Genomic DNA, 24,143 nt, shown 5'->3' with positions numbered 1-24,143 from the left:
TAGATAAGCTATATTTCAGCGTTTTTCTTTCTATATTTTCTACCGGTGAACAGCTCCAACCAAAGAAAATTAGCGTAAGATAATATTGTTATTTACTTAAAACGTTTGGAGCTGGTAATGATTAGTTATGTAACTCTTGGTGTTAGCGATTTTGCTGCTGCAAAAACTTTCTATGGCGCGTTACTCGGTGAATTAGGCGCTAAAAAACTGCTCGATATGGATCGTATTACCTTTTTTGGTAAAAGTATGGCGCAACCTATGCTTGCCGTATGTGTTCCTTTTAATAAAGAACCTGCCAACCCTGGTAATGGCAATATGGTGTCGATTGCACCAGGTTCAAAAGAAGCCGTTGATAAGTTGTATCATAAAGCCATTGAGTTAGGTGCCAGCTGTGATGGCGCCCCTGGCCAGCGCATTCCAAATCAATTCTATGGTGCTTATGTGCGTGATGCCGATGGTAACAAACTCTGTTTCTGTCACTTCGGATAATTGGCATAACACATGCAACTAAATCATGATTTCAATCAACGGGTTGTTATTTTACCCGATGAATACCACTTCACGCCCTCTCCGTTAGCGGGCGTTGAACGGATGATGCTAGATCGAGCCGGTGCAGAAGTGGCACGTGCTACCAGTATTGTAAAATATGCTGCAGGCGCTGGATATACAAAGCATCAACATGATGGTGGCGAAGAAATCCTTGTATTAGAGGGTATTTTCAGTGATGAGCATGGGCACTATCCGGCTGGGACTTATTTGCGTAACCCTCCAGGCAGTGCGCATCAGCCGTTTTCAGAAAATGGCTGCACTTTATTGGTTAAGCTTTGGCAATTTAGTGCTACAGATAATACACAACTCGTCCTAGATACCCGCACAGCGCACTGGCGTCAGGGTTTAGTTGCTGGCTTAGCGGTTTTACCTTTGCATGAGCATGATGGTATTAATACCGCCTTAGTACGTTGGGATCCTAATACATACTTCTCTCCCCATACCCATCCTGGGGGCGAAGAGATACTGGTTTTAGAAGGGTGTTTTTATGACGAGCATGGGCAATACCCAACCGGTAGTTGGTTGCGCAATCCCCGCTACAGTAAACACCAGCCTTTTACTCGTAGCGAAGGTGCCCTGATTTATGTCAAAACAGGACACCTTGGGGCAAATGTATTAGGTGACAAATTTATTAATACGTCGTCAATGCTTGGCGCTTAACGGCGCCTAGCATTGTATTTCCTGTTAACGTCCTTGCCCCTGTTACAACAACATGAACAGATCAGCATCTGTTACCTATTGCACCTAATAACTAATACACCTATCGCACAGTAATTGGCTCTGTGGGTAAATGTTGCTTGAGAAAATGCTCCATTGCGGTAAATACCGTTAACCGATCTTGTTGCGTACTAAGATGGTGATCCCCTTTTTCTAGCTCAATATACTGCACGTGCGGATTATGTCGTTGCAGAGCTTTAAATAAGCTGCGACTTTGCTGCACCGGCACCGAACGATCTTGATCACCGTGCATCAACAATACGGGGATGCTAATAGCTTGCGCATGAGTTAACGGCGAACGCTGGCGTAAAAGTCGATAATTATCACCAATTTGTTTCTTAACAATTTCAAAGTTAGAAAAATACCGACTGCTTTTCACTAATGCTTCAACGTCAGTTACGCCAGCAAAACTGATGGCACACTGGTAGCGTGCAGGTGAACGTACAATACCCATTAAGGCGGCATAGCCCCCATAACTCGCCCCAACGATACAAATGCGTTTAGCATCGGCTATCCCTTGATCGATAAGCCATTGCGTGCCATCTTCAACGTCGTCTTGCATTTGTAAGCCCCAACCGCCCAAGCCAAGCTGCATAAAATCGAAGCCATAACCTGCCGAACCTCTAAAATTCATTTGTAGCACCGCATACCCACGATTAACAAAAAATTGTGTCCAATAATCAAAATCTTCATCATCAAACGCAATTGGTCCACCATGCGGAAACACCAAGCTAGGTAGCGGACCGTCGGGCCGATTTTTGGGCAGGCTTAAAAAACCTTCGATGGTTAGCCCATCTCGCGCTTTATAGGTGATTTTTGATTTAGCAACCATTTTTTCGGGTACAAGTTGCGCAAACTTTGGCAGTAAATACTCCAGACTTTTTGTGGTTTTATCCCCCAATAAGTAACTTCCCGCATCTGTCTCACTACTAGAGAGTACAATATAACGATTTAAATCATAGCTTTGGCTAATTATGCGATTATGGGTATCCGGCAGGGCCTTGTCGAGCGATTGCTGAAACGCGATATGTTTGGCACTCGTATAGCTATTTCCTACTGCAATCACTTCTTTGTCTTGCCACGAGTAGGTTATCGTTTCAGGCGTGTCATAGTGTGCATTCGCTTTAACTAATGTCATAGGTAGATCTACCGCTGTAAGATCAACCGTGAAAATCGCTAAACGCCCTTCATGATAAGCGGAGACATACAACATACTGGGATCTTGTCCAAATCCTAATGGCCAAATTTGCTGTTCTGAAAAGGCCTCAAAGCGCCATAACTCTCGAAACTTATTATTTGGTAATCGCTCAGATATCCAATATTCTGTGCCATCCCGAAACAATGCTATACGTGGTTGATGCTGGCGATCGGTAAGCCAATTGATAAGGTTTTTTCGGCCAGATGCCACTATCGAGAAGCGCTCGGTAGTTAAATTAATTTTGACCACACTCACGCCGGGTTCATTATGTAAGCCATCTAGCGCCAGCAAAATATGCTCATCATCTTCTGGCATGAGTGCCAAAATAGTAGTCTGAAACTGTGGGATGTACTGCATCTTACGCTGTAAACGATTACTGATAACATTGCGATGCTCGCCCGTCATCACATCGATCACCATTAAGCGACTTTCTGAAACGGGCACGCCACTGCGAGTTGACGCATACGTCGCCTTCATTAAAAGCTGTGTATTGTTTGCCCATACCAAGGCATATATTTGCATATCCTGACTATTGGCTTTGACCAAAAATGTATTTTTTTCAGTGACTAAGTCAACTAAGGTAACCAATGTTAGTTGCTCGTCATCCGTATTATAGGTTTGCAACATCGCGATCTTTTTGCCATCTGGCGACAAGGTCAACAAATCGGCCGTAGCATCGCTCGCAAAAGCAGAAACAGGTAATTCAACCGACAGCGCTGATGAAGGAGTTGCTAAGGGGGCATTGGCTACAATTGGTAGCGATAAAAAGCAGAAAAAACCCAAAAATACGATAAGAATCAATGAACGCATAATCCATCACGCTGACGATTAAAATATCGAATGACTCTAACAAGGCATATAGTAAATAGCAATATCAGTCATCAGCGGTGGTTTAGTTAGAAAAATTGCCATGTTAAATAAGCGTCACACTTGAGCCAAAACGCGGCTACGCCTACAATAAAGCTTAATTATTTTTAAGAGCATTCCCATGAACGATAGCACGACTAAACCGGTTTTACCTGATCGCTTATCTGTTAATCCACGCAGCAAATATTACAACGCAGCCATTTTCGAGCACGATGTTGGCATTAAACTTAACGGCAAAGAGCGTTTTGATGTTGAGGAGTACTGTATTAGCGAAGGTTGGGTAAAAATCGCCTCTGCTAAAGCATTAGATCGGCGTGGCCAACCGTTACTGATGACCGCAAAAGGGACTGTAGAGGCTTTTTACCGCTAAATCGCAACACTGGGCAATGGTCTTTGTTAGCTAAAGACGGTTTTGCTGCATAGTATTTATTTTGTAATCAACCTAATATTCAGTCGTATTAGGTAAACATTCGCCAGCCAAAATATGCTGGCGAATGTTTATAGATAAACGTACTGTCTTGTGAAAATAACGTAGTTATCGGTTACCGCGAAGGTTAAAACTCTTGCACTGTTGGGCGTAATACAATTTCATTAATATCGACGTTGTCTGGCTGCTCAATCGCATAGACTACTGCGCGGGCCACGGAATCAGCTGGAATTTCATTTTGCTGATAGAATGCTTGCACAAACTCGGCACTTGCACTGTGCGTACTGCCCTGCTTTAACTCAGAAGCGACCGCACCAGGTAAAATGGTGGTGGTGCGAATGGCGCCGCCCACTTCATGCCGTAAGCCCTCGCTAATTGCTCGCACTGCAAATTTGGTTCCGCTGTAAACCGTACCACCCGGGCTAAAGACTTTTACCCCAGCAACCGACGAAATATTAATAAAATGTCCGCTATTTTGTTGCTCAAATACCGGGAGCGCCGCAGCAATTCCGTATAAGACCCCTTTGATATTGATATCAATCATCTGATCCCATTCTGCAACGCGGCGTGCTGACATTGGAGCAATTGCCATTAATCCTGCATTATTGATCATGACATCTAACCGGCCAAAACGTGCCACTGCAAGCGCAACAGCCGCTTCCACTTCAGCGGCTTTGGTCACATCTACCACCTGATACACAGCCTGGCCACCGGCAGCGATAATTTCTGCAACTAATTGCTGTAAACGATCCTCACGACGCGCCACTAATACCAGTTTAGCACCACGACTCGCGAGTAAACGTGCACTGCTTTCGCCAAGGCCACTGCTTGCTCCCGTAATTAAAACAACTTTACCTGCTACTGCATTTACCTGATCCATACTATGTTTCCTCGTGCTTATATTCGATATGAATTTCAGTATAAACTGGCCTTTAACCGATAAAAATGGAACAATCAGCACTTATGAATTCCAAAAATAGGAATAATAAATGCGTGATAAATTAGCCTTATTGCGAATTTTTTGTACCGCGGCCGAATTACAACATTTTAAAGACAGCGCAACCAAACTTGCCATCTCACCACAAGCGGTTACCCGTGCGGTACAACAATTAGAGCAACTAACAGGCGAACTTTTATTCCATCGCAATACACGGCAAATCCAATTAACGCAGTTTGGACAGCGGTTTTATCATGATTGTCAGCAGCAATTGGCACAATTGGAACAGCTCCTTAGCCCGCATCAACAGGGATCCGGTTTAACCGGTGAGATACGGCTTACGGCCCCAGCGGCCATGCGCAGTATACTCGGTCCATTATTAATCACCTTTGCATCTTTACACCCACATATCCGACTAGACTTACGCTTATCGGATCAGCATAGCGCCGTGGTTGATGAACAAATAGACTTGGGTATTCGTGCGGGTGCACTGCGCGATCAAAGCTTTGTGGCTGTACCATTATCGAAAGTGGCACTGTGGTTGGTAGCGAGTCCAAACTACCTTGAACAACATGGTCAACCTGCATCACTTGAAGCGTTAAACGAACATCAACAAGTGAGTATGTTAGACCATGCTACAGGTAAACCTTGGATATGGTTTTTTAAAGACGGTATTACCTATCAGCCAAGACAAGTGCGTTTTTTAGTTAACGATGCGGAACAGGAACTGGCAGCCGTTACCGCGGGACTAGGCGTAGCCCAAGTAGCAGATTTCTTGGCCTTACCTACACTACAACGCGGTGAGCTACAACGGATTTTGCCACAGTATGATCCTACGCCTTGGCCATTATCACTATACCGACCACAACGAGGTCCAGTATCACCTCGCGTGCGTTTATTGTTTGATTACCTGCGAGAACAGCTAAGCAAATAACACTGTTAATTTTTACTACTCATACTAAAGCATTATATTCACACATGTTTTCAAAAACATTTTCATACGGCATTAAAAACAAAGCTGCATAACTTATTCTAAAAAGTTATAAACAACATGCTGCTTTAATCTACCAAAACGTCGATTTTTAAAGGGTTGCCGTTAGTGTAGTGAGCACTGTTATTTTTACAAAATCCTTTTTTTGAAACAACCTCCCTTTATCAGGTCCGCATGTTTTCTCACTCGTCTTTTGAGCGTCTTTACAATTTTTTCCCTTTGACCTAAAAATTGATGGTGATGTTAATGCTACTTCCCAGTTGAACACATCGCATCCACGGAACAATAACAATAAATAAGGTGTACTAATGCCAAAGAAAATACAAAACAAAACAATTAAAATGAAAGCGTTAGCCTTACTCTGTCTACCTGCTGCCATCATAGGAACGCCAGTATTAGCCAACGACGACAATAATAACTATCAAGAGGGCCCAGTTACGCGGCTAATTGTAAAATATAAAGAAAGTCCAACTGACAATGTTGCTAACAGTTTGCCCGCCACACTAGCCAAACAACGCCGTGCAGATCGCATGAGCATAAAAGCCGAACGATTTACGCAGCGCGCCGGTGAACGCGTAAAATTTGTACGGGAAACAGCGCTTACTCGACATGCGGTGTTCAGCGCTGAGCGACGCCTATCAACCAAAGAAACCGAGGCTCTACTTAATCAATTAGCTATTGATGATGAGGTTGAATGGGTTGAGGAAGATCGTTTACTGCACCCTACCCTCACCCCCAATGATACCCAATATGGCAATCAATGGCATTATTATGAAAACACGGGCGGCATTCGAGCTCCAGCGGCATGGGATCGTGCAACAGGGCAAGGCGTGGTTGTCGCGGTGTTAGATACCGGTTTTCGGCCACATGCTGATCTTAATGCCAATTTGCTGGCTGGCTACGATATGATTTCAGACAGCTTTATCGGTAACGATGGGAATGGTCGCGACAATGATGCGCGTGATCCGGGTGATTGGACCAACGCTGGCGAATGTGGCGGTGGTCAACCCACATCGTTTCGAGCATCTAGCTGGCATGGTACCCATGTTGCTGGCACCATTGCGGCAGTATCAAATAACAATACTGGCGTAGCGGGTATGGCCTATAACGCCAAAATTGTCCCTGTGCGCGTGTTAGGTAAGTGTGGTGGTTATACGTCTGACATTGCTGATGGCATTATTTGGGCAGCAGGGGGTACCGTAGCCGGTGTACCAGCAAACCCAAACCCAGCCAGCGTGATCAATATGAGTTTGGGCGGCTCTGGCAGCTGTGCCAGCACAACACAAAATGCAATTAACCAGGCTCGCTCACGGGGCGCTGTCGTTGTTGTCGCAGCAGGTAACAGCAATTCAAACGCTAATAACTTTAATCCAGGTAATTGTAATGGCGTTATCAACGTGGCAGCAACCAATCGTCAAGGTGGCCGAGCTAGTTACTCCAATGTAGGTAGCAGCGTCGATGTGGCGGCACCTGGCGGCCAGATGACATCAGCTAACGATCCAAATGGTGTACTTTCAACATACAACAGTGGCAGCACTACCCCCAGTAACGATAGTTACGGTTTCAGCCAAGGTACCTCCATGGCCGCACCCCATGTCGCGGGAGTCGCAGCACTGATTAAACAGGTTAAACCATCAGCAACGCCTGATGAAATTGAAACACTGTTGAAAAACACGGCGCGCACCTTTCCGGCTACGTGTAGTGGCTGTGGTACGGGTATTGTGGATGCGAATGCTGCCGTAATTGCCGCACTAGGCACTACTGGGGGCAATGCAGGAAGCAGTACCAGCTTAAATAACTTGGCTGCCACCACAAACAACTGGCTACACTATACGGTAACGGTACCTGCGGGGATGAGAACGTTAACGGCCAGCATCACTGGTGGCACTGGCGATGCTGATCTTTACGTACGGCGTGCCGCCAGACCCACTACGACAACATTTAATTGCCGTCCTTACTTACCGGGTAACACTGAAAGCTGCACAATATCCAATCCGGCAGCAGATGTATGGCATGTGAGTATTCGTGCTTACAGCAGTTTTACCGGCTTAACTTTAACCGTCAGTTATGCGCCGTAATTGCCATCTTAAATAAAACGTCTAAGCCGTTGCTTTCCACGCAACGGCTTTTTATATAAAAGGCATTTAATATATGAACTCAAAGCCTTTATTTAACTAAGGCTATCCTAAGTAAATACTGACTGGCAGTAATATACAACCAAGAGGCATCCTGACTAAGCGCCACATTTGCCGCGGGTACACCGGTGAGAAGGGTACCTAAATGTTCAGCCTCTGGCGTAAATACCCATACGCCACCAGGACCCGTGGCAAGCACGATACCGGAAGGTAAGACTTTCAAGCCATCGGGCAAGCCAGCAACCGTTTTTGCTGTAGCTGTAGCATCAAAAAATAGCTTAGCGTCACCTAAGGTGCCATCGGCTAGCACCGGATAACGCCACCATGTCGCCGATGCAGGATCAGAGTTAGCCACATACAACCAGCGCTCGTCAGGTGAAAACGCTAAACCATTTGGTCGCGTTAAATTACTGGCCAGTAAGGTCACTTGGCCTGCTGCATTAACGCGGTAAATACCATTCACGTCTTGTTGCTTTTGCGCAGACTGATCAGCGCCTTTTAGCCCATATGGCGGATCAGTAAAATAGTAATCACCGCCACTGTGTTGCACGACATCATTTGGACTGTTAAATAATTTATCCTGATAATGACTCGCCAGCGTAACATACTGAGGAATAGCAGAAGAGGCCTCTTGCAACATGGCTAAGCGTCTATCGCCATGCTGCGCTAACACCAACTGCTTATTCGCATTAAACATCAGCCCATTTGCGCCTTCCTGCAAATTATTATCCGGATATAGCCCAGTATAGCCTGAGGGTTTAAGATACACGCTCAGGCCATCAGATTCGCGCCAACGGTAAACCGTATTAGTAGGGACATCGGAAAATAAAATATCACCCGTAATCGGATCGGCAACCGGTCCTTCAGCCCAACGAAATCCCTGGGCTAATTGCTCCAACCGCGCATTAGGCGACATCACCTCTAACATCGCTGGCATAGAAACCACCACGGGCTGATCGGGCCATGGCATTGTAGAGATATCAGTTGCAGTTCGTGCATTGCCGGTTATGACGAAAAGCGTCATTAATAAAAATACATTGCATCCTTTCATCGCGTTTTCTCCGCTGCGTTTGACCTTACGTTATTGCAGCTTAGCAATAAAAGTCTCTGAATAACATAAACACATACTCAACCATTACTGTTTAGTGCAAACACCCAAAACATCGCTGTTCAGTGCGTCCTCAGTTCATGTGGAGTAAAAGTGATACATAAGTTTGGTTTAACCGTGCAAAGCGCTTATGCTACGTCTTTTAGATTACATTTCTGCTCCCGTTGCAGCAGTATGACGTTAAAGCATCTCTTAAAAGCGCTATGGAATTGATACCGATATTATGCTAACCGCTATCCACAGAATCATTGCTATCATGCAACGCTTTCCTGGCTTGATGGCGTTACTCGCTTTTGCGAGTGGCGTTGCTAGCTATATTTTGGTAGAGCGCAAAACCGCGTTAGCACAAATCATCGCGTTACTCTTAGTGTTAAGTTGGTTGTGGCTGTTACTCGATAACTGGCTACGAGAACGAATTGAGCAACGATTTGGTATTGCTCTCTCCCCAAATGTGATGAGATTTGCATTGCAAATGCTCCACCAAGAAAGCCTATTTTTTGCCTTACCTTTTTTCTTAGCGGTGACCAGTTGGCATCATGGACAAGCGATTTTCACCCTACTGCTGGTACTGTGTGCGTTAATCTCTGTTGTTGATCCCTTTTATTACAGAAAGCTTGCGCCACAACGTACACTGTTTGTAGTGTTTCATGCTTTTACTTTATTTGTTGTCCTCTCCATTATCTTACCTGTTTTACTGCAACTGACCACAAGCCAAAGTATGGCGGCAGCATTAGCGATTGCCATTATGCTCAGCTTACCTAGCCTAGGTTCATTAATGCCAGGGAAACGCTGGTGGCGCGTGCCTTTTTTGATGGCGTTATTATGTCTACTGGCTACTGGAATGTGGCAATTACGCAGCTTTGTCCCGCCCGCCGCTATGCGGCTTAACACCATCGTATTAACCCAAGAAATGAACACCACAGAACGTGAACCTGGGGAAAACATTACCCAACTCACCACTAACGCACTGTCGCAGGGGTTATACAGTTTTACAGCGGTAACCGTGCCGCGCGGCTTAAATGAGGCAGTTTTTCACGTGTGGCGACATAACGGCCGAGAAGTCGATCGTATAAAACTCGATATTCGTGGTGGGCGTGAAAGTGGTTATCGTGCATGGAGCCGCAAGCTGAACTTTCCTCCTCATAGCCAAGGGCAATGGCAAGTTGAGGTAGTAACGGAATCTGAGCAACTCATTGGGCTAGTACGTTTTACTGTGCTTGAATAAATTGCAATATTTAAAAGTCATATTGAAAGGTGGATAGATGCTAATGTACCCAAAAAATAGACATAAAGAATATGTAGCTGATGTGAAGAAATGGCTGATATTTGTAGCGGTATTCAGCATACTTTCGCTTGTATTGTCGAATAATGCTTTAGCCTATTCGATTGAAACAAAATCTATCGCATCTTCGCACATGGACAAAAGTTTCCCTGCAACCATTGTTTTACCAAGCGCTTACAACAATCCCGCACAGCGGTTTCCAGTATTATATCTCTTGCATGGGCATGGCGGTGATCACACCGATTGGCTGAATAAAACCGTTGTCGCAACACTCGCGGATCACTATAGCATGATCGTTGTGATGCCCAATGGCGATAAAAACAAATGGTACATGGATAGCCCAATTAATAGCAATTATCGTTATCGAAGCTATATCGCACAAGATGTTGTGCAGTATGTAGACCAACATTATCGGACAATCACCACTCCAGCAGGGAGAGCTTTAGCTGGTTTAAGTATGGGCGGTTATGGCGCCTTACATATCGCCTTGCAACACCCTGACATATTTGGCGCCATGGCAAGTACCAGTGGAGGTGTTGATCCCAGACCTTTTGTTGGTTCGTTTGATTTAGACAGTGTGCTCGGCGATGCTAACACTCTATCAGAGAATTGGCATAATGCCGCTATCATCTCGCAGATCGCCCGCCTCAAAATGCAATCTCAAGCACTCTATATTGACTGTGGAGATAACGATTTTTTTATTGACGCAAATCGTCAACTTCATCAAGCGTTGCGTGCGAAAGAAATCCCCCATCATTACGCCGAGTGGCCAGGTGAACATAACTGGGATTTTTGGCAGCGAAGCATTCATCATCAAATGATTTTTTTCAGCCAATTTTTTAAAGTGGAATCGCAATAGTTAAAGGCCAAAAACGATTAAAAATGCATAAAATTTATTGTTTGCTAAAAAAATAACGTTTATTTCTTAAGCAGCGCTTGACGAAATCCTGTTTTAGATATAAAACGTTTAAGAGCGCACATTATACTAATAAAAAATAGACGCAAAACAATTAAAACAAGCAGAAGGCAACGACCCTCTGTTTTTTTTAAAGACAAGACTTAAACGATTAAGACACCCAGACAGGGGGACGATATGTTCAAACAACAAAAACTTTCACTCGCCGTAAAACAAGTATTATTCGCTTCTACGCTTCTTGCCAGTGCACCATTAATTGCACAAACCAGCGAAACAGCCGAAGAGCAAACCGAACAAAAATCTGAACAAAATAAAGGCTTCGAAACCATTGTAGTAACTGGTAGCGTGGCAGGAAGAACGCAGATTGAATCTGCTGTGTCTGTAACCAGTGTCGATTCAGACATGATCAAACAGTTCCAACCGAGTTCTGAAGCAGAAGTGTTTCGGATGATTCCAGGTATTCAAGTTGCAGGTACCGCTGGCCCTGGCGGTAACTCGAATATTGCCGTTCGTGGTTTACCTGTTGCAACAGGGGGTTCACCTTTTGTTCAAATTCAAGAAGACGGCCTACCGACCGTTTTATTTGGTGACATGAATTTCGGAAATAACGATTACTGGACACGTTTTGATGCAAGCGTTGACCGTGTCGAAGGTGTACGTGGCGGTACGGCAGGCACCTTCACCTCGCAAGCCCCTGGCGCAATTATCAACTACATCAGTAATTTTGGTGAAGTTGAAGGTGGGTTTGTTCGTTTAAGCTCAGGTTTAGGTCACGATGAAAAGCGTGTTGATTTCCGTTATGGTGGCTCTGCCAGTGATAGTGTTCTCTATCATGTCGGTGGTTATGTCAAAAACGGCAAAGGCCCTTTAGACACTGGGTTTAATGTTAGCGAGAGCGCTCAAATAAAAGGTAACTTGACTAAGTTTTTTGAAGATGATGTTAGCTATATTCGCTTTTTAGTTAAAGTTGCTGATACGCAAGAACCAAATTACACAGGCGCACCTGCACTTGCCAACTATGATGGCAAACGCTTTAGTAATATTAAACCCTATCCTGGCTTTGACGGTCGCAAACAATCGGCTTACTCCATCCACAACCAAGATTTCCTGATTGTTAACCGTGAAGGTGATTTAGAACGTGTTGAAATGAGTGGTATTACCACCAAATCTTTAGCTATTGGTAACGAGTTACACGTTGAGTTTGAAGATGATATTACTCTCGACAATAAAGCGCGCTGGACCAGCATGAGCGGAAGTTTCACCTCTCCATTCTTAAATGCGGCGACAACGTCAAGCGTTCTTGGCTCACAGGTTAATGGTGCAACCGTTGCCGCCATTCGTTATGCAAATGGTCCTTCTGCAGGCCAGTTGTATCAGTCAGACTTTTTAAATAACAATACAAACGTTCATACCAACATTCGTGATGTCGGCAGTTTTGTAAACGATCTGACCATTTCAAAAGAGTTCTTTGTTGATAGCGGCTCCTTCTCTGTTCGAGGCGGTTACTTCTTCATGAACCAAAATATTGCTGCTGATTGGCACACCAACCGCACCTTTAGTGAGTTAAGTGGTAACAATCCTGCGATGCTTGATTTGTTCGATGATGAAGGCAACAAACTAACAGCTAACGGCATCGCCGGTTTTAATAATAACTGGGGTGACTGCTGTAGCCGTGATTACGATTTATCGTATACCAATACCGCACCTTATTTAGCATTAGACTATGACACCGATTTGTTTACTGTCGATGGTAGTGTTCGTCGTGAAACAGTTGATGCGTCAGGCTGGGCTTTTGCAGGTGGCAGTGAGTTCAACACCATCGTGGGTGGAGTAGCTATTCCAACTATGTTAGCTAATGGTAACCGTGAGAGTTTAGATTATTCAGTAAGCTACACCTCTTGGACCGTTGGTGGTTTGTACAAACTGAATAGCGACACCAGCTTATTTACACGAGCGTCAAAAGGTGGTCGTTTTAACGGTGACCGTCAAATTGTAAGCGGTAAAATTAATGCCGACGGCTCATTAAATCAAGCAGGCCAAACCGCAGCGGTTGACTTTGTTAATCAATACGAAATTGGTCTGAAACGTCGTGGTTCTATTTTCGACGGCTTCTACACCTTTGAAGTAACCTTGTTAAAAGGCGATTTTAAACAAAGCACCTACGAATTATCTGCTACACAATGTGGTGGCGTAGCAGGTGGTTGTATTATTGATGCCGAGTACAAATCTACTGGCGCAGAAATTTTAGGTACAGTGCGTTTTGGTGATTTCTCAATGGTGGGTAACGCTACCTATAGCGATGCAGAAAAATTGTCAGCGGGTTCGTCAAATTGGACTCGTGCAGATGGTATTCCTGATCTGATCTATACGTTGTCAGGCAATTATTATTTACTAGACAATTTAATTGTGGGTGCTAATGTTACCGGCCAAACCACTGCAATTGATAGTGCAGGCAATGAATACCCAGCAGCTATGACGTTTGGTGCTAACGCGCGCTACACGATGTCTGAAAGATTAGAATTTGGTCTTCAAGTGTACAACTTAACCGATAAATTCGATCTTCGTGGTAATGGTGCCCTAGCTAACTCAGCTGTCAATCCAACTGTGATTTCAGGAAATCCAGCGATTGGCAGAACTGTTACGGCTTCTGTTACAGTAAACTTCTAAGCGAGCTAACACACTATGTGTAAGTGATTGTTCGCCTAAAGCGGTGGTTTTTAACCACCGCTTTTCTTTTTAAAAAGAAGGAGTAAGCCAATGCAAACTAATGAGCTTGGTGCAAAACCCATAAAAAAAATTGTTATTGTCGGTGGCGGCACTGCAGGTTGGATGACGGCAGCTGCGCTAAGTAATGCCCTACAACAAGGTTGCCAGATCACATTAATTGAATCAGATGACATTGGTACAGTTGGTGTTGGCGAGGCCACTATTCCCCCGATCCGCGTATTTAATCGTACGTTGGGTATCGATGAGAATACCTTTGTCCGAGAAACGCAAGGCTCATTTAAGCTAGGTATTCAATTTGTAAATTGGGGCAAACAGGGACATCGTTATTTCCATCCCTTTGGTAATTACGGCCGACAATTTGACATGGTGAATTTTCATCATTACTGGCTTAACGCACGGCAGCAAGGTCAGGCAAACGAATTAGATGATTATTGTATGGCTTGGGGTGCTGCTGAAACAGGCCGCTTTGCTCCTCCTATTCAAGATCCACGGAATGTGCTCTCAACCTATGAGTATGCCTATCATTTTGATGCCGGTTTGTACGCGCGCTTTTTACGACGATATGCTGAAGAACGAGGCGTTACACGTATTGAAGGTAAAATTACCCAGGTTAAACAGCACGAAATAACGGGATTTGTCGAATCGGTTCAATTAGAAAGCACACAGTGTATTGAGGGCGAGCTTTTTATAGATTGTTCGGGCTTTAAAGGCTTATTGATTGAGCAAACACTGAAAACCGGTTATGTCGATTGGTCACATTGGCTACCTTGCGATAGAGCATGGGCTGTGCCATCAGAACGTGGCGAATTTACGCCCTATACCCGCTCTACCGCACATGAAGCAGGTTGGCAATGGCGGATCCCACTGCAACATCGTACAGGCAATGGTCACGTATTTAGTTCACATTTTACGCAAGAACACACTGCTCGGGAGCGATTGCTACAACACTTAGATGCCAAACCCTTGGCTGAACCGCGGATGCTTAAGTTTGTGACCGGCCGACGCCAACAATTTTGGCAGAAAAATGTTGTGGCTATTGGACTATCTAGCGGTTTTCTTGAGCCTTTAGAATCAACCAGTATCCATTTAATTCAAGCTGGCATTGCTAAGCTCTTAGCTCTGTTCCCAGATTCCTCTTTTTCACAAGATACCATTGATGAATATAATAGAATTGCTATCAAAGAAATCGAAAATATTCGCGACTTTATTATTTTGCACTACAAACTCACCACCAGAACTGACAGTGAAATGTGGCGTTATTGCGCGAATATGCCCATACCTGACGCATTAAGCTACAAAATAAAGCAATTTAATCATGCTGGGCACTTAGTCAGTGGCGACATGGATTTGTTTGGCAACGCCAGTTGGTTAGCGGTACATATTGGGCAATTTAACTTGCCACAACGCCCAGATGCTTTAATGCATTACAGAACGATTGATAGCGTTAATTGGTTAGCTAAATTACGCCAAGGTATTCAATATGCAGCCAAGCAATTACCTACGCATCAGCAATACATCGAGAGATACTGTGCAGCGCCCGCTTCTAAACTTAACGTTTAAGTTTAGATGTATTATTTTGCAGGCTGAAGAGTAATAATGGCAGATTACCTATTGCTAAAATGCAGTGAGCGCCTAAACGCGTTATACGGCTGCCTATAAACGAGGATGTTTCCATGGCTAAAGTCACCCTAAAATCGCTGGCGCAACATCTTGGGGTATCGGTTGCCACCATTTCGAACGCCTTTAATCGACCCGATCAACTCTCTACCGATTTGCGCAAGCATATTTTAGAAGAAAGTGAAAAGTTGGGCTTTAGTGGCCCTAACGCCACAGCGCGGAGTTTACGCACTGGCCGCTCAGACATGATTGCCATTTTGTTATCAGACACTTTGGAATACTCCATCAGCGATCCTGTCGCCAATCAGCTCATTAAAGGCATTGCCGAGGTGCTGCAGGCACAAGGTAAAGATATGTTGTTGTTGTCGGGTGCCAAAGCCGTGCATAGCACTGCTGAAGCCCTTCCTGATGGCTTTATCATTTACGGCAGCCCAATGAATCATGAACAACTCGACCGAGTAAGGCAAAGCGGTAAACCCATGCTTAGCGTAGATTGTAATTTACCTGGCATGGGATCGGTTAATATCGACAATACGCGCTACGCTTATGATATTGCACATTATGCAATGCAAAAATATACCGGAAAAGTTGCCGTTTTAGGATTGCGTTTAATCGATTCTGATCGCGTGTGTCGCATGCAACCGGCTGAGCTTTATGATCAAGATGAAGCGATTTCTCGCCGCCGATTAGATGGCTATTTAGCAGCGGCAGCAGAATTACAACGAGACTTACCTGCAGATCAGATCTGGCATATCCCGGTGAATACTCATCAATATGCCGAAATTGCGGCGCGTGAAGCGTTAACCCAACATCCAAGACCTCAGATTTTACTCTGTATGAGCGATCGCATCGCCCTAGGCGCAATGAGTGTCGCTCGCCAACTGGGTATTCGCATCCCTGAAGATCTTTGTCTTGTCGGCTTTGATGGCATAGAAGAAGCAGAACGTGCTTACCCCGCACTAACCACAGTGGCACAGCATAGCGATGAAAAAGGTCGAACAGCAGCGCGTTTATTACTAAGTGGCGAACATCAACAAAATGTCATGCTGGAATGTGAATTACGTTTAAGAGCTAGCTGTTAACTAATTTATTCGTATTAAATCTGGTTTTTTCGCAAAAACACCCGATCTTGACTTGCAACTTAAACGTTTTAGTTGTAGTTTTATGTTCATAATAACAACATAATTCACCAAGCTATTGGCAACGCCAAGCTTAGGCATAATAAAAAGTTGGCGTATTAACGCGAACATCGACAGGGTAGAAAAATGCAAAAAACACAACCGCTCAATGCTGCTGTGGTAGATAACCACACCCACGCTCAGGTAAAGTGGATGACTTGCCTGATGTTCTTTGTTTTTGCCATGACAACTGACGCTGTTGGCGTCATTATTCCCGAAGTGGTAAAGCAGTTTAATCTCTCGCTAACCCAAGCGGCGGCCTTTCATTATGTGCCAATGATTTTTATCGGCTTATCTGGACTTTTTCTTGGTCAATTAGCCGATCAAATTGGCCGTAAAAAAATTATCTTATTTGGTCTGCTCATTTACACCTTAGCGTGTGTCGCCTTTGCCATTGGCCAAAGCTTTACCTTTTACCTGTTATTACTCGGCCTGTGTGGTTTAAGTATTGGCCTATTTAAAACTGGGGCTCTGGCGTTAATTGGGGATGTAAGCCCCAACGCAAAAAGTCATACGGGCTTAATGAACCGTGTAGAAGGCTTTTTTGGTCTAGGCGCTATTGCTGGCCCAGCGCTGGTAGCCGTGTTACTCACCTACGATATGGCATGGGAGCAACTGTACTTATTGGCAGGGTTAATTTGTGCCGTATTACTAGTCATCGCTTGGCGTATGGAGTACCCCGCCTACACACCTCAAACACAAAGTTCTATTTGGGATTGCTTAGCGCTGGTTAAAAACCGTTACGCGCTGGGGTTTTCATTAGCCATTGCCTGCTATGTTGCTACAGAAGTGGCCGTATTTGTTTGGTTACCTACCCTGCTGCAACAATACGAAGGACAATGGACCACCTTAGCCGCACACGCTATTACGGTATTTTTTATTCTACGCACCGTGGGTCGCTTTTTAGCAGAATGGCTACTGAGTAAGTTTAGTTGGACCATTTTGCTTGCTTGGTTCAGTACAGCCATTGCGATATGTTTTGTCTTAAGCATGGTGAATGGCGTGGCTTGGGCGCTGTGGTTAATGCCTTTTTCTGGTCTGTTTATGTCTATGATGTATCCCACGTTAAATTCTAAAGGCATTAGTTGTTTCCCTCGCAACAAGCATGGCGCTGCAGCAGGGCTGATCTTGGCGTTTACCGCACTCGCGGCAGCTTTAGGCCCACTCTTAATGGGCATTGTTGGCGATATTTTTGGTAATGTGCGTTATGGTTTTTATCTGGCGACAGGTTTTGCACTGATTATGGCAGTGGGCTTATGGTGGAACCATTTTGCCAACCCTGCCGAACAGCAGTTAGAAAAGTATCAACATTAACTCCCTCTTGGAATAGCGCTCTCTCGTTGTTCTGTTGCCCCGCTTTGCGGGGCTTTTTTATGGTAAAGTTACACGCTGTTTTTAGCGCTAGTGAGTACTAAGAGAGAATACCTATGCGTAAGATAATTTTAGGGTGTTGTAGCGGGCTTCTACTCAGCAGTTTAATGGGCTGCGATGCGTTTAAAGGCCTATCGGAATCAGAACAAATTGAACGCACTATACGCCAAGAAATTCAACGTAACGAACAGGGTTTAACCGCACTTATTGCCATTGCCAATAACACAGACTTTGATGGTTTTGCATGGCGCCGAGGTGAACCGTTACAAGTGCGTAAACGCACTGCTGAAGGCTTAGCGCTATTAACCGATGTAACGGTGCCTGAGATTATTACCAGTGCAGTAGCCAACAATGTTCCCAGTTTCAGCTTAGTACGCTATCAGCAAGGATGGTTGGTTGTATTTCGCAACTATCTAAGCCCACATTGCCAAGCAGTGTATGCATACGCCTATCAAGGCGTGTTAACCGACACGCCACAATGCGATGAACAATTATTCGCAGCGCAGGCTAATGGCCAGTGCCAAGCGCCAATAAATGCACAATGGGTGATCTTTAAAGAATGGTTTTTTGCTGAGACGCTGGCTGACGAAGGCAATCCAGTCTGTCAGCAAAAAGCCGCTGCTGGTTGGGAAGCAAAAGGAAGCTAAGTGTATAGTTAAATGTGTAGCTTATTTTTCATTACACGCGCCCTTCCTTGGGCGCGTTACGCATAGCATCAGCTTAATTAGACGGAATAAGCCACAATACTTGATAAGGCTGCAACGTAATGGTGGGAGCTTGAAAATGCTTTGCCGTTAATACATCTTGCCAATGACTTGCAGGTAAGCTGGTAAAGGCTTGCGGCGTTTCGCTAAAGTTTACCGCACATAACATACTATGTTGATCCAGCTGCCTACGATAGACAAACAGATGAGGATTACCACTTTGTAAAATCTCAGTGGTACCAGAGCCCAGCACCGGGAAACGACTTCGCACCGCAATCAGCTGCTGTAATTGCTCGTAAATTTTACCTGATAACGTGTTTTTATCCTTGGCGCTGGCTAGCTGCTCCGCAGACACCTTAACACGGTTAACCCAGCGACTATCGTCTTTTTTCGCAGGATCATGTTGGTAGCTGTAATCATTAAGTAATCCCAGTTCATCACCCATATACAACAAAGGTAAACCACCGATACTTAAAATAACGCTATTAAGTAAATAGATACGCGCTAACGCATTGGCAAGATTCGTGTTGTTATCGTTGCTCAGCGCTTGCTCTACCCCGGTTAGTGAAGCCAACATACCGGCTACCCGGCAATCACCCGTAACGGGGTTTTGTTGAAATGGCACACCATTGGCAAAACTGCCAGCGAATTGTCCTGTATAAAACTGGTTTAAAAACTGCCGATGATGATCTGGATTAATACCAAGCTGCCACGCGACATTATCGTCAAATGTCCAACCAATATCATCATGACAACGAATATAGTTTACCCAGCTACACTGCGGATTAATAGCAAAGCGCCGCTGCAAAGACTCGGTTAATAAACGAGTTTTACGTGTCGCTAAACTGTTCCACAATAAAGCCATTAACAAGGGGTTATAAGATAATTGACACTCTTCTGGCGAGATATATTTTACGACTTCATCTGGGTGTACTATCGCTTCAGACTTAAATTGTAGTGCGGGTGCTGCAATACGTGCTACGGCATTAAATGCCTGAATAAGCGTGTGCGCCTTGGGTAAGTTTTCACAGTTTGTCCCAGCTTCCTTCCAAACAAAAGCCAGTGCATCCAAGCGAAGCACCGCAGCCCCCTGATTGGCTAAAAACAACATTTCTTCCGCCATCGCGTTAAATACTTCTGGGTTGGCGTAGTTTAAATCCCATTGAAAACTGTTAAAGGTGGTCCACACCCAGCGACCAACCGCGGGTTCAAAAGTAAAGCAACCACGGCGGATCTCAGGAAAAATTTCTCTTAACCACGGCGCATACTGTTCGCGCTCTTGCTCATCAAAGAAGAAGTAATAATCTTGAAACTGTAGATCACCTGCTTTGGCTTTCTCTGCCCAGCGATGCTCGTCAGAGGTATGATTAAACACAAAATCAAGAACCGGCCGAATACCTTCAGCATGCAACTTTTGCATAAGCGCCGCTAATTCTGTCATCGAACCCAAATGCGGCATTGTTTTACGATAATCCGAAACCGCATAACCGCCATCGCTATTAGGCTCTGGCGCCTTGAAGAGCGGCATTAAATGCAAATAATTGATACCAGTTTGCTTTAAGTAAGGAATACGCTGTTCTAAGCCGCTAAAATCATCTGCAAATAAATCAACATAACACGCTGAACCTAAAGCTGATTGTGCTTTATGCCACTGCTGGGGCATCTCATCTTCAGCAAATAAATACTCTGGACGTTGCACAACAGCGCGCGCCAGCAACTTCAACAATTGTTCCAGATGATAGTAGCAATCGTAGCGATCACCATAGAGGCGTAAATACAGTGGCAATAGCTGAGGCAACAGCTGCTGTAAACGTATTTCAACAACTGGCCAACGCCCTTTTGCAATAACTTTTAATGAGCCACTAAAACGTTTAAGTAAAATCTGACACTCTTGGGTCAGCTTCGATGAATTTTCTAGCAATTCGCGGGATGTTTTTTTCATAATAACCTGCTGTTTTTATCTAGCCTTGTACCTGCTATATTTGCTTTATTCCAAGGGAATTTCAAGTAAAAGCTAAAAAATAATCAATTTAAACGGCCGAATTCTTTACACCGATGCGCCAATCAGCTAATTTAAACTTAAACAATTAAGCCCGTATAAAATCAAACTGACTTTTCAGAGGCTAACGGCAGTCTATTGTTTCACTTAGGTATGGTTAGCATTAAATGTCGATACGATGATAATACGTGGAAATCCCCCCCACTTAACGTGACAAGAGCAGGATAAATATGACAATTCCAGTTTGCTGTTTTGGCGAAGTACTTATCGACTTTTTACAAGATCCACAACAGCCGGCTAATTTTCGGCGTTTCGCTGGCGGCGCGCCAGCCAATGTCGCGGTAGCTGTAGCAAAGCTTGGCGGCAAAAGCCAGTTTGTGGGCATGCTTGGGGCAGATATGTTTGGCGACTTTTTGCAAACAGAACTGGAACACTACGGTGTAGATTGTAGCGCCACCGCCCGAACCAGCGCAGCTAAAACGGCGCTCGCGTTTGTTGCCTTAAACAGCGAAGGTGATCGCAGCTTTTCGTTTTATCGTCCGCCCGCCGCAGACTTACTTTATACAATGGCACATTTACCTGCCGATTTTTGGCGTAATCGGGGGATCTTACATTTATGTTCAAACAGCCTTACCGATGCAGCTATTGCTGAAACCAGCTTCGCCATGGTAGCCGAGGCAAAAGCACGTGGTTGGCTTATTTCAGTAGATGCCAATCTTCGACACAATTTATGGTCTGAAGGCCGTGCCGATCTTGGACTGGTTCACCGACTATTAAAGATGGCCGATTTAATTAAGCTCAGCGATGATGAGCTTACGTATCTTGCCGCGGGCCAATCAGAACTGGCCTTGCTACAACAATTACAGCAACATGCAACGTGGATTGTCGTTACCGCAGGCAGTAAGGCCGTCACCAGCTATGTCGCAGGACAACAACTCTCAGTCCCCGTCTCACCAGTGAAAGTCGTCGATACCACCGCTGCCGGCGATGCTTTTGTTGGCGCTTGGCTTTATCAAATTAGTCAGTTACTCACGCAATATGAACTTAGCGCACTTGCACAAAACTTAAGCTTACAACAGCAAGTGTTAAATAAGTCGATCAGTGCTGGTTCATTAACGTGTCAGCATTTTGGATCCTTTACTGCATTACCTACACGTTTTGAATGGGAAGCAGCAAATTAATGACGTCATTCTCTAAGCGCTTTGTTTCCAGCGCTTTATGATAAACGCTATTCTCTAAATACTTTTCTTTGAGCAGCAGGCTATTGGCTAGTTTAGCCTGCTTTACCAGATCATCCAGCTATAACACATTAGGCAAAAATGTGTTTAAAGCCTGTAACGCCTTGCTGTAAAGTACGCGAAAGATCTGCCGTCACATCTCGCTCAACAAATGCATGCTGCAAGCCAGCGATCTCAGCGCTGGCTACTGCAGGCGCAAAATCAATTATACCTTGGCCTAAATCAGCAAAACTCCCATCGGTAGCCATGTCTTTCATATGCCATAACGGGAAACGCCCAGGATAACGCTTAAATAACGCTGGAACATCGACCTGCATCTTCGCGGCCCAATACAGATCCATCTCCATTTTTACTAAGTTCGCATCGGTTTGCGTCAGTAACACCTCATAAGGTGAACTTTGCGCCATTTGCACAAACTCAAAATCGTGATTATGGTAAGCCAGTTGCAAACCGACCGCTTGGCAACGCTCGCCAACCTTATTTAATTGCTCGGCTAATTGCTGATAGCTGCGTAATCCCTCACTACGTTCGTGATCAAATAAATACGGCATAACGACATACCGATGCCCCAAGGCAAGCGCCTCATCTAATACCCGAGTAGTATCTTCAGTGAGAGGTTTTAGCATGGCATGGCCTGCTGGGGCGGTTAAGCCAAACTCAGTTAGCCAGCGTGCAACTTGTGCTGCAGAGTGTTCATATAAACCTGCAAATTCAACCTCTTGATAACCCAAACTTGCTAATAGCTGTAAGGTTGTTGGCACATCTTGCTGCATTAAGTCGCGAACGGTATACAACTGTATACCTATATTCGCGCGGGTGTTCGCAAACGCCAATTGCTGAAATATACCCGTACCCATTAACACGCTAGTGCCCAGTATCAATTTCATAAATTGACGCCGCGGCAATGTTTTTGCCGCGGAAGGCGCCAGTATTGGGGATTGAAAAGCCATTATCATGCTCCATTAGTTGTTGAGAGTGGGCTCTCAAGGCTGCTTATGCAGCGGCCCAGTACTGTTACGGATCACCAACTCAAAGGGCAGAATCACTTTCGCTGCCTTGGTTACGCGCCCTTGTAAAACGTCAATAAGCAAACTTACGGCGGTACGCCCAAATTCTTCTGCGGGTTGGGCTATCGTTGTCAACGGCGGATCACTGTATTCCGCAAAATTAATGTCATCAAAACCTGCCACCGACATATCTTCAGGAATGCGTAGACCCATTTTTTTTAAACATTGCATGGCACCCATAGCCATCTCATCATTTTCACAAAAAATGGCTGTTGGCCTTTCTGCTAACGTCAATAAATGGGCAGCGGCCTCATAACCGGATTTAAGGCTAAAATCGCCCGCCACCAGCAATTGCTCATCAAAATTAATACCCACTTCGTTTAACGCATCGCGATAACCAGCAATACGATCACGCGTCAGCGGACTTCGTGCGGGCCCTTTTACTAACGCGATACGATTATGCCCCAGCGCCAGTAAATGGCGTGTCATGGCGGCCGCAGCGGCGCGATTATCCAGCATCACTGTTGGGCAAGCTACCTCATCTAAAACTTCACACGCATTTACCATCGGGTGTAATTGATGCTCATTCACATGCTCACGTTTGAAAGGATTAAACGCCCGCAATTGAATTACACCATCCGCTGCTGCTGATTCAACCATGCGTGCGTAATGGCATTCGGTTTGCTCGTCCGCTTGGGTATTTGAAAGAAGCAGCGTAAAGCCTTTTTCATGAGCCACCTGCTGCATTCCCGAAATCACTCGAGCAAAAAACACGTTTGCGATAGTAGGCACCAACACCACCAAATTATGCGTTTTGCCAGAGCGTAATCGTGCAGCTAATTGATTTGGCTGATACCCCGCTTGCTGGATCGCATCGAGCACCCGATGTCGTGTTTTTGGCGAAACCGACTCGGGTTGCTTTAAGGTACGCGATACGGTTGCTACCGATACACCAGCAAGTTCAGCAACAACTCGAATATTGGACATAACAGCTCTCTATAAAATAACGACCAAAAATAACGATACAAAATGTAACCGTTATCATTTATAGCGACTTAACCCCGTAAAGTGAAGTGATTTAAGAAAAAATAATCGCCTTATAAAAGAACATAACGCCCCAAACTTGGGCAAAACTTCCGCTTAATGGTGAATATATCACCAAATAAATCCCTATT

The 24,143-nt window shown here is 44.8% G+C and carries 19 protein-coding genes; 13 read left to right on the top strand and 6 right to left on the bottom strand.

The features are described 5' to 3' along the window. The first annotated feature begins 117 nt into the window (after positions 1 to 117). Together IE070_RS04940 and IE070_RS04935 are read left to right on the top strand one after the other, a co-directional pair. Positions 118 to 489 (top strand): VOC family protein, encoded by a 372-nt coding sequence (locus IE070_RS04940; protein WP_189481074.1) that lies wholly within the window; start codon positions 118 to 120, stop codon positions 487 to 489. Between the two features lie 12 nt (positions 490 to 501). Beyond that, on the top strand, positions 502 to 1,209 hold the full coding sequence (locus IE070_RS04935; RefSeq protein WP_189481072.1) for a cupin domain-containing protein: 708 nt from the start codon (positions 502 to 504) through the stop codon (positions 1,207 to 1,209). Between the two features lie 100 nt (positions 1,210 to 1,309). Here the strand turns inward: IE070_RS04935 and IE070_RS04930 are convergent, their stop codons facing one another. Continuing rightward, entirely contained in the window at positions 1,310 to 3,274 is a 1,965-nt protein-coding gene (locus IE070_RS04930) for an alpha/beta hydrolase family protein (protein ID WP_189481070.1), read from the bottom strand. Positions 3,275 to 3,452: 178 nt separating this feature from the next. Between IE070_RS04930 and IE070_RS04925 the strand changes: the two genes are divergently transcribed. Then, the gene (locus tag IE070_RS04925) at positions 3,453 to 3,701 is read left to right on the top strand and encodes a DUF3297 family protein (protein WP_189481069.1); all 249 of its coding nucleotides are present in this window, start codon (positions 3,453 to 3,455) and stop codon (positions 3,699 to 3,701) included. A 184-nt stretch (positions 3,702 to 3,885) separates the two neighbouring features. Here the strand turns inward: IE070_RS04925 and IE070_RS04920 are convergent, their stop codons facing one another. Beyond that, on the bottom strand, positions 3,886 to 4,638 hold the full coding sequence (locus IE070_RS04920; protein ID WP_189481066.1) for an SDR family oxidoreductase: 753 nt from the start codon (positions 4,636 to 4,638) through the stop codon (positions 3,886 to 3,888). Between the two features lie 109 nt (positions 4,639 to 4,747). Here IE070_RS04920 and IE070_RS04915 point away from each other — a divergent pair, with 109 nt between their 5' ends. Then, on the top strand, positions 4,748 to 5,629 hold the full coding sequence (locus tag IE070_RS04915) for a LysR family transcriptional regulator (RefSeq protein WP_189481063.1): 882 nt from the start codon (positions 4,748 to 4,750) through the stop codon (positions 5,627 to 5,629). Positions 5,630 to 5,994: 365 nt separating this feature from the next. Continuing rightward, positions 5,995 to 7,764: a S8 family peptidase gene (locus IE070_RS04910; RefSeq protein ID WP_189481061.1), complete on the top strand. Its 1,770-nt coding sequence runs from the start codon at positions 5,995 to 5,997 to the stop codon at positions 7,762 to 7,764. Between the two features lie 88 nt (positions 7,765 to 7,852). Here the strand turns inward: IE070_RS04910 and IE070_RS04905 are convergent, their stop codons facing one another. Next, positions 7,853 to 8,872 (bottom strand): SMP-30/gluconolactonase/LRE family protein, encoded by a 1,020-nt coding sequence (locus IE070_RS04905; protein WP_229796931.1) that lies wholly within the window; start codon positions 8,870 to 8,872, stop codon positions 7,853 to 7,855. 313 nt (positions 8,873 to 9,185) lie between these two features. Here IE070_RS04905 and IE070_RS04900 point away from each other — a divergent pair, with 313 nt between their 5' ends. The 7 genes from IE070_RS04900 to IE070_RS04870 all read left to right on the top strand — a co-directional run bounded on the left by IE070_RS04900 (position 9,186) and on the right by IE070_RS04870 (position 18,667). Beyond that, complete coding sequence (locus IE070_RS04900; RefSeq protein ID WP_229796930.1) at positions 9,186 to 10,154, top strand: DUF5924 family protein; 969 nt, start codon at positions 9,186 to 9,188, stop codon at positions 10,152 to 10,154. A 43-nt stretch (positions 10,155 to 10,197) separates the two neighbouring features. Continuing rightward, positions 10,198 to 11,070 (top strand): alpha/beta hydrolase, encoded by an 873-nt coding sequence (locus IE070_RS04895; protein WP_189481059.1) that lies wholly within the window; start codon positions 10,198 to 10,200, stop codon positions 11,068 to 11,070. Positions 11,071 to 11,304: 234 nt separating this feature from the next. Further along, a complete protein-coding gene (locus tag IE070_RS04890) occupies positions 11,305 to 13,794 on the top strand; it encodes a TonB-dependent receptor (protein WP_189481057.1) in 2,490 nt (829 codons plus the stop codon). Between the two features lie 90 nt (positions 13,795 to 13,884). Beyond that, complete coding sequence (locus tag IE070_RS04885) at positions 13,885 to 15,414, top strand: tryptophan halogenase family protein (protein ID WP_189481055.1); 1,530 nt, start codon at positions 13,885 to 13,887, stop codon at positions 15,412 to 15,414. 113 nt (positions 15,415 to 15,527) lie between these two features. Next, a complete protein-coding gene (locus tag IE070_RS04880) occupies positions 15,528 to 16,553 on the top strand; it encodes a LacI family DNA-binding transcriptional regulator (protein WP_189481052.1) in 1,026 nt (341 codons plus the stop codon). Between the two features lie 183 nt (positions 16,554 to 16,736). Further along, positions 16,737 to 17,963, top strand: coding sequence for an MFS transporter (locus IE070_RS04875; protein ID WP_189481050.1), 1,227 nt, complete (start codon positions 16,737 to 16,739; stop codon positions 17,961 to 17,963). A 113-nt stretch (positions 17,964 to 18,076) separates the two neighbouring features. Then, complete coding sequence (locus IE070_RS04870; RefSeq protein ID WP_189481049.1) at positions 18,077 to 18,667, top strand: hypothetical protein; 591 nt, start codon at positions 18,077 to 18,079, stop codon at positions 18,665 to 18,667. A 73-nt stretch (positions 18,668 to 18,740) separates the two neighbouring features. On the opposite strand, the gene IE070_RS04865 is transcribed toward IE070_RS04870, so the two are convergent. Continuing rightward, positions 18,741 to 20,666: an alpha-amylase family glycosyl hydrolase gene (locus tag IE070_RS04865; protein WP_189481047.1), complete on the bottom strand. Its 1,926-nt coding sequence runs from the start codon at positions 20,664 to 20,666 to the stop codon at positions 18,741 to 18,743. Positions 20,667 to 20,953: 287 nt separating this feature from the next. Here IE070_RS04865 and IE070_RS04860 point away from each other — a divergent pair, with 287 nt between their 5' ends. Continuing rightward, positions 20,954 to 21,904 carry a carbohydrate kinase family protein gene (locus IE070_RS04860; RefSeq protein ID WP_189481045.1) on the top strand — a complete coding sequence of 317 codons (951 nt, stop codon included), beginning with the start codon at positions 20,954 to 20,956 and terminating at the stop codon, positions 21,902 to 21,904. Between the two features lie 128 nt (positions 21,905 to 22,032). Here IE070_RS04860 and IE070_RS04855 read toward each other — a convergent pair whose 3' ends face one another. Further along, the gene (locus IE070_RS04855; protein ID WP_189481043.1) at positions 22,033 to 22,911 is read right to left on the bottom strand and encodes a sugar phosphate isomerase/epimerase family protein; all 879 of its coding nucleotides are present in this window, start codon (positions 22,909 to 22,911) and stop codon (positions 22,033 to 22,035) included. 33 nt (positions 22,912 to 22,944) lie between these two features. Next, a complete protein-coding gene (locus IE070_RS04850; RefSeq protein WP_189481042.1) occupies positions 22,945 to 23,955 on the bottom strand; it encodes a LacI family DNA-binding transcriptional regulator in 1,011 nt (336 codons plus the stop codon). Between the last annotated feature and the right edge of the window lie 188 nt (positions 23,956 to 24,143).

Origin of the sequence: Alishewanella tabrizica (assembly GCF_014652375.1) — a bacterium.
Lineage (GTDB): Bacteria > Pseudomonadota > Gammaproteobacteria > Enterobacterales > Alteromonadaceae > Alishewanella > Alishewanella tabrizica.
Note: the sequence above shows the minus strand (reverse complement) of the source record. Positions and strands in the feature narration are given on the sequence as shown.

Coding starts and splice junctions, on each gene's coding strand:
- IE070_RS04940 (WP_189481074.1), top strand. CDS start 118: ATGATTAGTTATGTAACTCTTGGTGTTAGCGATTTTGCTGCTGCAAAA.
- IE070_RS04935 (WP_189481072.1), top strand. CDS start 502: ATGCAACTAAATCATGATTTCAATCAACGGGTTGTTATTTTACCCGAT.
- IE070_RS04930 (WP_189481070.1), bottom strand. CDS start 3,274: ATGCGTTCATTGATTCTTATCGTATTTTTGGGTTTTTTCTGCTTTTTA.
- IE070_RS04925 (WP_189481069.1), top strand. CDS start 3,453: ATGAACGATAGCACGACTAAACCGGTTTTACCTGATCGCTTATCTGTT.
- IE070_RS04920 (WP_189481066.1), bottom strand. CDS start 4,638: ATGGATCAGGTAAATGCAGTAGCAGGTAAAGTTGTTTTAATTACGGGA.
- IE070_RS04915 (WP_189481063.1), top strand. CDS start 4,748: ATGCGTGATAAATTAGCCTTATTGCGAATTTTTTGTACCGCGGCCGAA.
- IE070_RS04910 (WP_189481061.1), top strand. CDS start 5,995: ATGCCAAAGAAAATACAAAACAAAACAATTAAAATGAAAGCGTTAGCC.
- IE070_RS04905 (WP_229796931.1), bottom strand. CDS start 8,872: ATGAAAGGATGCAATGTATTTTTATTAATGACGCTTTTCGTCATAACC.
- IE070_RS04900 (WP_229796930.1), top strand. CDS start 9,186: ATGCAACGCTTTCCTGGCTTGATGGCGTTACTCGCTTTTGCGAGTGGC.
- IE070_RS04895 (WP_189481059.1), top strand. CDS start 10,198: ATGTACCCAAAAAATAGACATAAAGAATATGTAGCTGATGTGAAGAAA.
- IE070_RS04890 (WP_189481057.1), top strand. CDS start 11,305: ATGTTCAAACAACAAAAACTTTCACTCGCCGTAAAACAAGTATTATTC.
- IE070_RS04885 (WP_189481055.1), top strand. CDS start 13,885: ATGCAAACTAATGAGCTTGGTGCAAAACCCATAAAAAAAATTGTTATT.
- IE070_RS04880 (WP_189481052.1), top strand. CDS start 15,528: ATGGCTAAAGTCACCCTAAAATCGCTGGCGCAACATCTTGGGGTATCG.
- IE070_RS04875 (WP_189481050.1), top strand. CDS start 16,737: ATGCAAAAAACACAACCGCTCAATGCTGCTGTGGTAGATAACCACACC.
- IE070_RS04870 (WP_189481049.1), top strand. CDS start 18,077: ATGCGTAAGATAATTTTAGGGTGTTGTAGCGGGCTTCTACTCAGCAGT.
- IE070_RS04865 (WP_189481047.1), bottom strand. CDS start 20,666: ATGAAAAAAACATCCCGCGAATTGCTAGAAAATTCATCGAAGCTGACC.
- IE070_RS04860 (WP_189481045.1), top strand. CDS start 20,954: ATGACAATTCCAGTTTGCTGTTTTGGCGAAGTACTTATCGACTTTTTA.
- IE070_RS04855 (WP_189481043.1), bottom strand. CDS start 22,911: ATGGCTTTTCAATCCCCAATACTGGCGCCTTCCGCGGCAAAAACATTG.
- IE070_RS04850 (WP_189481042.1), bottom strand. CDS start 23,955: ATGTCCAATATTCGAGTTGTTGCTGAACTTGCTGGTGTATCGGTAGCA.